This window comes from Craterilacuibacter sp., assembly GCF_051659485.1.
Classification (GTDB): Bacteria; Pseudomonadota; Gammaproteobacteria; order Burkholderiales; family Chromobacteriaceae; genus Craterilacuibacter.
In genome coordinates this window covers 1-11,312 of sequence record NZ_JBOFOO010000175.1, presented here as the reverse complement: position 1 = coordinate 11,312, position 11,312 = coordinate 1, and the positions used below count along the sequence as shown (strand labels likewise).

Annotated in this window: 11 protein-coding genes; 4 read left to right on the top strand and 7 right to left on the bottom strand. The window is 62.8% G+C overall.

What is annotated here, in order from left to right:
* The coding region (gene ppc / locus ACRC1E_RS06270) for a phosphoenolpyruvate carboxylase (RefSeq protein ID WP_438514256.1) at positions 1-2,518 on the bottom strand (2,518 nt) is incomplete at its 3' end.
* A 214-nt stretch (positions 2,519-2,732) separates the two neighbouring features.
* On the opposite strand from ppc, the gene hemC reads away from it, so the two are divergent.
* Positions 2,733-3,659, top strand: a complete 927-nt coding sequence (gene hemC / locus ACRC1E_RS06265; protein ID WP_438514255.1) for a hydroxymethylbilane synthase — start codon at positions 2,733-2,735, stop codon at positions 3,657-3,659.
* A 2-nt stretch (positions 3,660-3,661) separates the two neighbouring features.
* On the top strand, positions 3,662-4,399 hold the full coding sequence (locus tag ACRC1E_RS06260) for a uroporphyrinogen-III synthase (protein ID WP_438514254.1): 738 nt from the start codon (positions 3,662-3,664) through the stop codon (positions 4,397-4,399).
* Here the strand turns inward: ACRC1E_RS06260 and ACRC1E_RS06255 are convergent.
* Complete coding sequence (locus ACRC1E_RS06255; protein ID WP_438514253.1) at positions 4,396-5,205, bottom strand: LysR family transcriptional regulator; 810 nt, start codon at positions 5,203-5,205, stop codon at positions 4,396-4,398. The two genes, ACRC1E_RS06260 and ACRC1E_RS06255, sit on opposite strands and share 4 nt — an antisense overlap.
* 113 nt (positions 5,206-5,318) lie before the next feature.
* Between ACRC1E_RS06255 and ACRC1E_RS06250 the strand changes: the two genes are divergently transcribed.
* Together ACRC1E_RS06250 and ACRC1E_RS06245 are read left to right on the top strand one after the other, a co-directional pair.
* Positions 5,319-6,041: an SDR family oxidoreductase gene (locus tag ACRC1E_RS06250; RefSeq protein WP_438514252.1), complete on the top strand. Its 723-nt coding sequence runs from the start codon at positions 5,319-5,321 to the stop codon at positions 6,039-6,041.
* Between the two features lie 104 nt (positions 6,042-6,145).
* The gene (locus tag ACRC1E_RS06245) at positions 6,146-7,021 is read left to right on the top strand and encodes an NAD(P)-dependent oxidoreductase (RefSeq protein ID WP_438514251.1); all 876 of its coding nucleotides are present in this window, start codon (positions 6,146-6,148) and stop codon (positions 7,019-7,021) included.
* A 27-nt stretch (positions 7,022-7,048) separates the two neighbouring features.
* Here the strand turns inward: ACRC1E_RS06245 and ACRC1E_RS06240 are convergent, their stop codons facing one another.
* From ACRC1E_RS06240 to iscB, 5 genes are all read right to left on the bottom strand, one after another.
* Positions 7,049-7,828, bottom strand: coding sequence for a lytic transglycosylase domain-containing protein (locus ACRC1E_RS06240; RefSeq protein WP_438514250.1), 780 nt, complete (start codon positions 7,826-7,828; stop codon positions 7,049-7,051).
* Positions 7,829-7,918: 90 nt separating this feature from the next.
* On the bottom strand, positions 7,919-8,389 hold the full coding sequence (rlmH, locus tag ACRC1E_RS06235; RefSeq protein WP_438514249.1) for a 23S rRNA (pseudouridine(1915)-N(3))-methyltransferase RlmH: 471 nt from the start codon (positions 8,387-8,389) through the stop codon (positions 7,919-7,921).
* 93 nt (positions 8,390-8,482) lie between these two features.
* Complete coding sequence (rsfS, locus tag ACRC1E_RS06230; RefSeq protein WP_438514248.1) at positions 8,483-8,854, bottom strand: ribosome silencing factor; 372 nt, start codon at positions 8,852-8,854, stop codon at positions 8,483-8,485.
* A 93-nt stretch (positions 8,855-8,947) separates the two neighbouring features.
* Complete coding sequence (gene nadD / locus ACRC1E_RS06225; protein WP_438514247.1) at positions 8,948-9,595, bottom strand: nicotinate-nucleotide adenylyltransferase; 648 nt, start codon at positions 9,593-9,595, stop codon at positions 8,948-8,950.
* Complete coding sequence (iscB, locus tag ACRC1E_RS06220) at positions 9,595-11,001, bottom strand: RNA-guided endonuclease IscB (protein WP_438514246.1); 1,407 nt, start codon at positions 10,999-11,001, stop codon at positions 9,595-9,597. Before iscB ends, nadD begins: the two co-directional genes overlap by 1 nt.
* Positions 11,002-11,312 lie beyond the last annotated feature (311 nt).

Here is an 11,312-nt window from a genome sequence, read left to right as displayed (position 1 = left end):
GATTGCCGGTGATGGTGTAAAGCGCATCCACGCTGCGCTGCCATTCGGCCGAGATGGTGGCAAACAGGCTGCTGGCCAGTGCCTGGTCTTCAAGCAGGCCGGCATAGCGTTCTGCCAGCCCCAGATCAACTTTGGCCAGCACCTGTTCCATATTCTCCAGCACCATGCGCAAGAAGGGCGAGTCGCGGTACAGCGCCTGTAATTGCGTCACACCGGCTTCGCCATGACGCTCGATAAAGGCCGTCACGGCCGAACCGACGCCATACCAGCCCGGCAGCATCACCCGTGACTGCGACCACGAGAACACCCACGGAATGGCGCGCAGATCCTGAATCGAGGTCAGGCTCTTGCGCGAGGCCGGGCGGCTGCCGATATTGAGCTTGGCAATCGCCTTGACCGGGGTGGCCTCGAGGAAGTACTGCATAAAGCCCGGCGTTTCTACCAGCGCGCGGTAGGCGGCATAGGCGTGATCCGACAGTTCGGACAGGATGCTGCTGTCGGCTTCGTTGCTCGTGCTGCCGGTGAGTGTCGCTTCCAGCGTGGCGGCGACCAGTGCTTCCAGATTGCGGATGGCAAGGTCGGGGTCGGAGAATTTGGAGGTGATCACCTCGCCCTGTTCGGTAATGCGGATGTGACCGGCGACCGAGCCTGCCGGTTGCGCCATGATCGCCTCGTAGCTGGGGCCGCCACCGCGCCCGACCGAGCCGCCACGGCCGTGGAACAGCTGCAGCTTGACGCCGGCAGCGCCGAATACCGTCACCAGCCGCGCCTCGGCCTGATATAGCTCCCACTGGCTGGTCAGGTAGCCGCCGTCCTTATTGCTGTCCGAATAGCCCAGCATCACTTCTTGCAGCATGCCGCGGCTCTGCAGCAGCTGGCGATACCATGGCTGGTCGAATAATTGCTGCATGATGGCGGCGCCGGCGCGCAGGTCATCGATGGTTTCGAACAGCGGCACGATATTGACGCTGCCGACTGGCCGGCCGTCGATGATGCGCAGCAGTCCGGTTTCCTTCATCAGCAGTGCCAGTGCCAGCAAATCGCTGACGGTGGCGCAGTTGGAGATGATGCATTGGGTGATGGCGCCATCACCGAGCGTCGCCTTGATGCGCGCCGCTTCGCGGAAGATGGCCAGCTCTTTTTGTGTCTCGGCGCCGTAGTCGAGATGGGGCGAGTACAAGGGGCGCGGGGTAGCCAGTTCGCGGCGCAGCACACGTATGCGCGCCGCCTCGTCCAGCGCCAGATATTCTTCCAGCCCGGCATGCGAAAACAGCTCGGCGACCACCGATGCATGGATGGCAGCATGCTGGCGCAGGTCCAGCGGCATCAGGTAAAAACCGAATACGTCTAATGATCGTTTCAGGCGCAGCAGGCGGCCACCGGCGAGGATGGCGCTGCCATTGGCGGCGAGCGAGGCGGCAATTGCATCCAGATCGGCAATCACCGCCTGCGCATCGGCGTAAGGCTCGCCCGCACACCAGCGTCCGCGCTGGGCGATACCCAGGGCTGCCGCGGTAGCGGATACGCGCGCCTCGATGCTGGCTAGTGCACGCCGGTACGGTTCTTCGGCACGGCTGGTCTCGGTGTCGGGCGAGATGGCGGCCAGTGCGGCCACTTGATCGCTGACGGCGACCAGGCGGCTGGACAAGGACAGCTCGCGGTACAGGCCGGAGAGCTCGTAAAAATAATGGCTAAACGCGGTTTCGGCCTGACGGGTACTGGCGTAACGCAGCACCTTGGCGTCGACATTGGGGTTGCCGTCGCGGTCGCCGCCTATCCAGCTGCCGACGCGCAAAAACGAGGGCAGCTTGGGGCGCTCGCCCCAGTGTGCATGGATGCCGCGCCCCAGCATGTCGTAGATGCGCGGCAGGGCCGCGAAGAACGAGAGCGGGTGGTAGGCGACGCCATTTTCTATTTCGTCGGCGACCGACAGCTTGAAGTGGCGGATTTCGGAGGTCTGCCACAGCGTCAGGATCACGCGGCGCAGGCGCAGTTCGAGGTCGGCCTCGTCATCCGGCGTCACATCCGGATAGTGCAGGCAGGCAAGAAAGCGGCGTACGGCGCGGTGGCCATCAAGCACGCTCTGGCGCTGGACCTCGGTCGGGTGGGCGGTCAGTACGGCGGTGACCGTGGCATCGGAGAGCATGGCGTTCAGCCGGCTCAGGCTGACACCTTCCTGTTGCAGGCGCGACAGCGCGCGCGCGAGGCTGCCCTGCTGTGGTGCCGAACCGGCCTGGCGGTGGGCGCGGCGGCGGCGGGTGTGATGCAGGTCTTCGGCGATATTGAATAGCTGGGCATAGAGGCCGCAGGCGCGCACTAATGCGGTAGTCGCCTGTGGAGACAGACGCTCCAGCATGGCCAGCGCATGGCTGTCATGGCTATGGCTGGCCTGCGGGATGGCTTGCATCTCGCGATAGACCTCGTCGCCGGCCTGCTCGCGCAGCACTTCGCCCAGCAAGCGGTCCAGCCGTGCCAGATCGGCCTTGAGGGGGAGGTCTTTATCGAGTTCTTGGGTCATGACGATGGTTACCAGTTCGGGTAGAGGGCATGCGGCGCGCCGTGTGGCAGGCCGGCCGCGGATAATGTGTCTAGACCCTGATCTTGCCGCAGCCGGCCCATGCTTGGCCAGTGTTGGCTAGGTCTTTGTTGGATTCTGCGCAAAGCACGCCACGGCAGCAAAGCCGGTGTGCATGCTAAAATCGCGCCAGACTTATTCCATTCAGGATCGCCCGATGAAAAAAATCGTGATTGCCAGCCGTGAAAGCCGGCTGGCCATGTGGCAGGCTGAACATATCAAGGCCCGTTTGCAAGGGCTGTATCCGGCACTTGAAGTCGAAATTCTGGGCATGACCACGCGTGGCGACCAGATCCTCGACGTGACCTTGTCCAAGATCGGCGGAAAGGGTCTGTTCGTCAAGGAGCTGGAAGTCGCCCTGCAGGAAGGCCGTGCCGATCTGGCCGTGCATTCGATGAAGGATGTGCCGATGGCCTTGCCCGAGGGTTTTGACTTGCCGGTGATCTGCGAGCGTGAAGATCCGCGCGATGCCTTTGTATCCAATACCTACGCCAACCTGTCCGAACTGCCGGCCGGTGCGGTCGTTGGTACGGCCAGCCTGCGTCGCGAGTCGCAGATACGCGCACAATTTCCGCATCTGCAAATCAAGCCCTTGCGTGGCAATGTGCAGACGCGTCTGGCCAAGCTTGACGCCGGCGAATTCGACGCCATCATCCTCGCCGCTGCCGGCCTGAAACGGCTGGGGCTGGGGGCGCGCATCCGTACCGGATTGTCGCCGTCCGAGAGCCTGCCCTCGCCGGGACAGGGTGCGCTGGGCATCGAGATCCGTGCCGATCGCGAAGACCTCAAAGCACTATTGGCACCGCTGAACGATGCCGATACCCGCGACTGCGTGCTGGCCGAGCGCGCCTTGTCGCGCCAGCTGGGCGGCAGCTGCCAGATTCCGCTGGGCGGCTTTGCGACCTTGCAGGATGAGGTGATCACCCTGGACGGTTTCGTGGCCTACCCTGACGGTTCGCTCATCCTGCGGGCGACGGCCAGTGCGCCGCGCACTTACGCCGATGCCTTGGGGCGGGCGGTGGCCAAGCAGCTGCTGAAAGAGGGTGCCGCCGATATCATGGATGCGGTGCTGGCCGAGGGCTGAGCATGAAGCCGTTGCTGCTGTTGACCCGTCCGGCGGCGCAATGTGCGGCACTGGCAGCACGGTGCGCGGCCGCCGGTTTCGATGCCCGCGTGTTCTCCCCCTTGCTGCTGCAGTCTGATCCGGCGGCGCTGGCATCCCTTTGCAGCCAGGCTGCAGTGGCCGACTGGCTGATTCCGGTCAGCCCCGGCGCCATTGATATCATGTGGCCGGCGCTGGCCAAAGGCCTGCCGGCACAGCTGCGTCTGGCCTGCGTCGGGCAAGGCAGTGCCGGCAAGCTGGCGGCCTTGTCCGGGCGGCCGGTCCTGCATCCCGAGCATGCGAGCGACAGCGAGGCGCTGCTGGCGCTACCCGAGCTGGCTGATTTGTCCGGCCAGACGGTCGTGATCGTGCGCGGGGAAACCGGCCGCGCCCTGCTGGCCGATACGCTGGCGGCGCGCGGGGCCCGGATACTGCTGTGCGAGGCCTACCATCGCGTGGCCTGCGACCCCGGCTGGGGCGCACTGGATACCGGGCGCGATGTAGCCGCCATCGTGGTGACTTCGTCCGACATCGCGCGTGCGCTATTTACTTCGGCATCCGCTGAGGGACGCTGCTGGCTCGCCCGGCAGCACTTTGTTGCCCTGCATCCGCGCATCGCCGATGCCTTGTCGGCGTTGGGGGCCAAGGCGGTGACGGTGGCGGCGGGCGTTGGCGACGAGGCTTTGCTCGTTGCCGTGCAGCAGCGGGATACGGCGGTCTAGGCCGGCCGGCCTAGTTCCATCAGCAGGGCGCCAAGCGCGGGTTTGGCCAGCGCATCCGGTGCATAGCACAGGCCGATGCGGCGCCGGTAAGGTGGCGCGGCCAAGGTGGCGCTGGCCAGGTTCGCCGCCAGCGATGCCGGCAGCCAGGCGATGCCGCAACCGGCGGCTACCATGCGTGCGGCAAGGGTCAGGCTGCCGGCCTTGTGCGGATGTACCGGTGCATGTGCGCCGAGTATGGCCAATAGCCGCTGCTGCGAGTCATGCGCCGCACACATCACCCATTCCTCTCTTGCCAGTACATGCGCGGCGATGGTCTGCCCGGTCAGCGTGTGTCCCGCTGGCAGTGCCAGTACGAAATCTTCCTCCCACAAGGGCAAAAACAGCTCGTCCTCGCAGCGTAGCGTCTCGCAGGCAATGCGGGCGTCACCGCTACAGCCGTCCTCCAGTGTCAGCAGTACGCCCGCGGTGGCCAGTGCGGCATGTAGTACATGCTTGATCTGCTGTTCGCCCAAGTCGCCTTCTATCCCCAGTGTCAGCTCGAGACAGCTATCGCGTTGCCGGAAACTGTGTGCCAGTGCGTCGGCATCGGCGATCAGCTTCTTCGCCTGCGGGAACAGCCGGCGTGCGGCATCGGTGGCCTCGACGCCGCGCGGCAGGCGGGTGAATAGCGCCGTGGCCAGTTCCGTTTCGAGCTGGCGCAAGGTGGCCGACAGCGTCGGCTGTGTCACATGCAGGCATTCGGCCGCCTGCGTGATGTTGCGCTCTTCGAATACGGCGACAAAGGCACGCAACTGGCGGATATCCATAGAAATGTCCGATGGCAGTAAGGGGAAAAAACGATTTTTCTTCGCACGAGACGCCGACTATAGTGCAGCGCATCGGCTATTGCCATCAACGCTTTCTATTTCAGGATTTCATCATGAACAAAGCTCTTATTGTGATTACCGGTGCCAGCTCCGGTTTTGGTGCGGCCTGTGCCCGTCTGTTCTCGTCGCGCGGCTACCCTTTGCTGCTGCTGGCACGCCGTATCGAGCGTCTGGAGGCTTTGGGCTTGCCCGATACCCTGTGCCGTGAAGTCGATGTCACCGACCGCGTCGCGCTGGATGCGGCCGTGCGCGAGGCCGAGACCCGGTTCGGTCCGGCCGACCTGATCGTCAACAACGCCGGGCAGATGCTGCTGGGCAAGCTGTCCGAGCAGGCTCCATCCGAGTGGGAGCGCATGCTGGACGTCAATGTGAAGGGCGTGCTCAACGGCATCCATGCGGTGCTGCCCGGTATGCTCGCCCGTCGCCACGGCACCATCATCAATATCAGCTCGATCGCCGGGCGCAAGACCTTCCCTAATCACGCCGCCTACTGCGGCACCAAGTTTGCCGTGCATGCGATCTCGGAAAACCTGCGCGAGGAAGTGGCGCTGCAGGACGTGCGCGTGATTACCATCGCGCCGGGTGCGGCCGAGACCGAGTTGCTGGGCCATACCAGCAGTCAGGAGATCAAGGATGGCTACAACGCATGGAAAGAGGGCATGGGCGGAGTGATCTCGGCCGAAGATATCGCCGAGGCGGTGCGTTACGCCTATGAGCAGCCGCAGCACCTGTGCATCCGCGAGATCGTGCTCGCCGCGACGCGGCAGGAGCCGTAAGCCCGGCTTGCGTCTTCAAGCTTTGTTCTAGTTGCCGCAGGTGCCGTTTTCGGCACCTGTTTTTATTGACGATGCCTATCGTCAGATTCAGGGGGAGATTTTTTATGCATAGTGAAGTCACGGTCATTGGCCTGGGTGCCATGGGGTCGGCACTGGCGCGGACCTTGCTGCAGGCCGGCCTGCGGGTGACAGTGTGGAATCGTACCCGGATCAAGGCCGAGGGATTGGCGGTGGCCGGGGCACGGGTAGCGGGCAGCGTGGCATCCGCCATCGCCGACAGCCCGGTATGTCTGGTTTGCGTCGACAACTATACGGTGGCCAACAGCATACTGGACGGCGATGACGTTGCCGCCGCCCTCGGCGGCAAGCTGCTGCTTCAGCTGTCTACCGGCGGCCCGCAAGAGGCGCGCGAGAGTGAACAGTGGGCGCATGCCCGTGGTGCCGGCTATGTCGATGGCGCGATTCTGGCTTTCCCACCGCAGATGGGCAGTCATGAAGCCAGTATTATTGCCTCCGGCGCAGCTGCCGCATTCGATCAGGCGGCACCGCTGCTGAAACTGCTGGCGCCCAATCTGAGCTATCTGGGGGCGCGGGTCGGGGCTGCGTCGGCGCAGGATTGTGCCGTGGCCGCCTATTTTGCCGGTGCCCTGCTGGGGGCCTTGCATGGCGCGCGCATCTGCGAGGCGGAAGGGCTGCGGGTGGATGAGTTTTGCAGCATGCTGTCGGACATCTCGCCGCTGTTAGGCGGGGATATCCGCCATCTGGGCGCCGTGATTCAGGCAGAAAACTACTACGAGCCGCAGGCCTCGCTGAAAACCTGGACGGCGGCCATCACCCGCCTCGAGCGTCATGCACGGCAGAGTAATATCCACAGCGGCTTTCCCGAGTTTGCCTCGTCAATGTTCAGGCAGGGGGTCGATGCCGGTCTGGGTGCAGAGGAAGTTGCCGCCTTGATCAAGGTGCTGCGCGCAGCACCCTGATGGGGCAGGCTGAGGCGTGATTAAGGTTTACAGCGGCTCCAATACCGCCCGTACCCGCTTGCCGCGGTTGTAGTCGATATGGCCGACGGCTGGTTGCAGCGCCGATTTGCCGCTACGCGCTTCGTAGGTCGCCAGTACGCGCGACACATAGTTGCGGGTTTCGGTGTACGGGGGAATGCTGTTTTTGTATTTCTTGACCGCGCCTTCGCCGGCGTTGTAGGCCGCGATGACCAGCGGCATGTCGTGATTGAACAGGCCCAGCAGAAACTTCAGGTAGCGGGCACCGGCGCGGACATTGGCATCCGGCTTGGTCAGATCGGCCACGCCGAAGCGCTCGCCGGTTTCCGGGATCACCTGCATCAGGCCGATTGCGCCCTTGGGCGACACGGCCAGGGCGTCATAGCCCGACTCGACGCTGACAATGGCGTGCAGCAGTTGGGCGTCGAGCTTCATTTCGCGCGCAACCTTGTTGATCATGCGGTTGTAGGGGGCACTGGTGCTGGCCTTGATCAGGCGCGGCTGGGCTGCCGGCAGACCAGCGGGCAGGCTGCTTGCCTTGGGCTGGGTGCTATCCCGGCTCAGGGTGGCACCGAGGCCGGGGCGGGTGGCATCGGCCATCACGTCGTATTTGCGGATGGCCATTTCTGGCGGGGGGTTCTTCTGGAACAACTGGTAACGCTCATCCAGCTTGCTGGAGGCGAGGTGAACTTGTCCTGCGGTGTCTACATAGCCATAGAGGTCCGCATGGGCGGCCGAGGCGAGTGTGAACGACGCAGCTATCAAAGAGCAGAAGATAAATCGGTTCATTGATAACATTCCGTAATAAGACCTTGATTAGCATAGCAAATATGCTCGGGGTCTACAGGAATATCGTGTTTTCAGCACTGCCGCCGCGGCTTATTCGCGATGGTAGGGGTGGTTATTGAGGATGGAGTAGGCACGATACAGCTGCTCGGCCAGCATCACGCGCACCATGCCGTGCGGCAGGGTCATGGCCGATAGTTGCAGCAGGACATCGGCTTTTTGCTTGAGCTCGGCCGACAGGCCATCGGCGCCACCGATGATGATGGTGATGTCATCGCCACCGGCCATCCAGTCTTTCATGGCGCCGGCTAATTGTACCGAAGTCCAGTTTTTACCGCGTTCGTCCAGTACCACCAGTTTGGTGCGTGGAGCGATGGCTCCGATCAGGCGCTCGTGCTCGGCGGCAATGCCTTTTTCAGTGGTCACGCCGCCGCCGCGTTTTTCCGGCTTGATTTCTTTGAGTTCGAAGCTGATGTCGCGGCCGAAACGCTTGGCGTAGTCGCCAAATGCGTCATCGACCCAGCGCGGCATCTTGGTGCCGACGGCGAGTAGGGTAATTCTCATGGAGGGAAATCCGGGACTAGGTACCCGGGATCCGGATGGGAGTCGACGGCCGATGCCGGAAAATCCCTGATCCCGAGTCCCGGGTCACGCTGTTTAGGCAGCCGACCAGGGCTTGCCGCCGGCCGGAGTGAACGACGGCTTCTGGCCGCCCCACAGTTCTTCCAGATCGTAGTAGTCGCGTACTGCAGGCAGCATCACGTGGATGACGACGTCGCCGGCATCAACCAGTACCCATTCGCCGCTTTCATGGCCTTCGGAGCCGACGAGATCGACACCGGCTTCCTTCAGCTTGACCGCCACGCTATTGGCCAGTGCCTTGACCTGACGGTTGGAGTCACCGGTGCATACGATCAGGTGATGGAATAGCGAGGTCAGTTCGCTGGTGTCCAGTTCGACGATGTTCTTGCCCTTGACGTCTTCCAGAGCTTCCACTGCCAGTCTTACGATTTCTTGAATATTGTCCATAGTTCCTTGATTCCAATGATGGGCACATGGACGCGTTCAAACGGGTCAGAGGTGCCGCGAAAAGAGCGCGAGCCGCAACTTGCGGCCTGTATGTCACGCCAGGGTGTTCCGATACAGCTGCTGCTGCCGGATATAATCCAGCACCGCAGCGGGAACCAGACCGCCTGCATCCTCTCCGGCAGCGAGCCGGGCGCGGATACGGGTGGCCGAAACGTCGACCGGAGCCAACGTCAGGGCGCGGATTGTACCGGAAGGCGTTCGATTTGAAAAATCAAACACTTGGCGTGTTTGCCACTCGGCGCGGATTGCCGGTTCCAGATGCGCGGGATCGAAGCCCGGGCGCAATGCGACCGCGAGGTTGGCCAGCGTGAAAATATCCTGCCAGTGGTGCCAGCTTGGCAGCCGGGCCAGCGAGTCGCCGCCTATCAAACACCATAGCTCGGCATCGGGGCCCAGTTCGGTGCGCAGCTCCTGCAGCGTGTCGACGGTATAGGCATTTTTCTGGCGCCGCACTTCACGGTCGTCGGCGATCAGGCCGGGCTCGCCCTTGATCGCCAGCCTGACCATGTCCAGTCTTTGCCGGGCGCTGGCATGCGGGCCATGATCGCGGTGATAGGGCTGGCCGGCCGGCACCAGCCTGACTTCATCCAGCTGCAATTCGTCGCGCAGCGCAGCGGCCAGACGCAGATGGGCACAGTGGATAGGGTCGAAGGTGCCGCCATACAGGCCGATACGCTTCATCAGTTTGCGCGAGAAACCCGGTCCTTCAGGTCCGGGAGGGATAGCGCGGACAGCGTAGCTGTCCCTGTTCTCACGACGCCTTTTGTCGACGCTATCCTTGCGTATCCGTAGCCGTCGCTACGTTGAATGAGTTGGCAGTAGCGATGCGCAATGCCTTGCACGACATCGCCAACCCGCTGAATATTGAAACTGCCCGTGGCGCGTACGGCGACGCGACCCACGTAGACGCCTGCTTTTTTACCGGTAAGGACTTCTGCCCGCACCATATCGCCGGTCTGGAAGCCTTGAACTCGCTTGGTGCGCATTAAATACCCGCGCGGGAAGCCATATTTATCCAGTCGAGTGCGCTGATAGCTGCCGCGCCCGGTGCACTTCACGGCGAGGGTGGGTTTTTGCCAGGTTTGCACCTGCGCAACATCCCCCACGCATACGGCATCGAGCGCATGAGTTTTTGGGATGCCAAGCCGGGTGCGGTTGTATTTCGTATGGCCACCGGATGCCAGCTCCATCGGAACGCCAGTGGCTTTTAACGCATTCACCAATGCCCAGCGCGTGGCGTTCACGGCCGCCGCATCCTTCAGGGGCCGTTTAGCCTGCGCCAGAATCGCGGCTAGTTTGGCCGGTTGTTTGGCCAAGAACACCGCAATCGGTTGCGCACCTTTCCGTTGATTGCACGGCTGGCAGGCTATCGCCAGATTGGTAATCCGGTTTGTACCGCCCAAAGCTTTCGGGTGAATGTGCTCGATTTGCAGCGGGATGTGCTCGGCGCTGCAGTATGCGCATTTGCGACCCCACTTCGCCAGCAGATACTCCCGGACTTCGTAGCCGGCCAGCGTGCCTTGCTGATAGCCGACCCCAGCAATCTCAGGATTCTCGATGGCCTGCATATCAAACCGCACCAGTTCGCTTGAAATAGCGGCAATGGGCGCCCAGCGTTGAATCCGCGTCACCCACGTTAAGGTGGTGTCCACGCGATGCTGCAGGGAGGGTGCTAGCCGGCCAGCGGGTTTAGTGCGATTAAGGAACCGCGGCGCGCGGTAGCGCAGATTGCCACGCCGGCGGCGACGCATTGCGCGCCTGGCCGTCAAGGCTTCGCTGATTGACCGCCCACGATGGATAAGCTCAACCAGATTCAGAACCACCGCCACGCGCTGGATTTCGCCCGTGTCTGTGTTGATGTGTGGTGTATCGCGTACCAATGCCAGGCCGGTGGTTTTGCTCCCCGGGTCGAGCTTGATGCGTAAAGGTTGTACGGCACAGGATGCGGCTTGGCGGTCAACGAGCCGGATAACAAACGGCAGCATGCGGTGCACGCGCGCACGACCGCGAGCGAGTAACAGCCTCGCCCGCTTCTCGCTGCACGGCATCAACGGCTTGCCTGCGTTATCCAACACGAAAACGGCCACAACCACGCCTCCACTCAACCGGAAAACGTCCGGTGCGTTGCCCTTACGGGCCTTGTTACGGCGTCTTGCGACGCGCTCCCCTCGACCATGTTGTACCGCAGGTGGCGAATTGCTTCGCCGGAAATCGCCTGTTTCGTGCCTACCCGAGGCTTGTCTACAGCAACTTCTTCCAGAGCATCAGACTGAGGAAGCATCTGAGGGTGGGTCTGCGGTCTTCGGTACAACGTAGCACCTTGCGGCGCTGGGTCTGGTCAACCTCAGACTTGCGGATTAACTCTGCAAGCCTCGGCCTTCAGGCCGGGGTGGTTGAC

What these genes read in the sequence shown, in the direction of transcription:
- hemC (WP_438514255.1), top strand. Translation starts at nt 2,733, where the DNA reads ATGAAAAAAATCGTGATTGCCAGCCGTGAAAGCCGGCTGGCCATGTGG.
- ACRC1E_RS06260 (WP_438514254.1), top strand. Translation starts at nt 3,662, where the DNA reads ATGAAGCCGTTGCTGCTGTTGACCCGTCCGGCGGCGCAATGTGCGGCA.
- rsfS (WP_438514248.1), bottom strand. Translation starts at nt 8,854, where the DNA reads ATGGACAATATTCAAGAAATCGTAAGACTGGCAGTGGAAGCTCTGGAA.
- rlmH (WP_438514249.1), bottom strand. Translation starts at nt 8,389, where the DNA reads ATGAGAATTACCCTACTCGCCGTCGGCACCAAGATGCCGCGCTGGGTC.
- nadD (WP_438514247.1), bottom strand. Translation starts at nt 9,595, where the DNA reads ATGAAGCGTATCGGCCTGTATGGCGGCACCTTCGACCCTATCCACTGT.
- ACRC1E_RS06255 (WP_438514253.1), bottom strand. Translation starts at nt 5,205, where the DNA reads ATGGATATCCGCCAGTTGCGTGCCTTTGTCGCCGTATTCGAAGAGCGC.
- ACRC1E_RS06250 (WP_438514252.1), top strand. Translation starts at nt 5,319, where the DNA reads ATGAACAAAGCTCTTATTGTGATTACCGGTGCCAGCTCCGGTTTTGGT.
- ACRC1E_RS06245 (WP_438514251.1), top strand. Translation starts at nt 6,146, where the DNA reads ATGCATAGTGAAGTCACGGTCATTGGCCTGGGTGCCATGGGGTCGGCA.
- ACRC1E_RS06240 (WP_438514250.1), bottom strand. Translation starts at nt 7,828, where the DNA reads ATGAACCGATTTATCTTCTGCTCTTTGATAGCTGCGTCGTTCACACTC.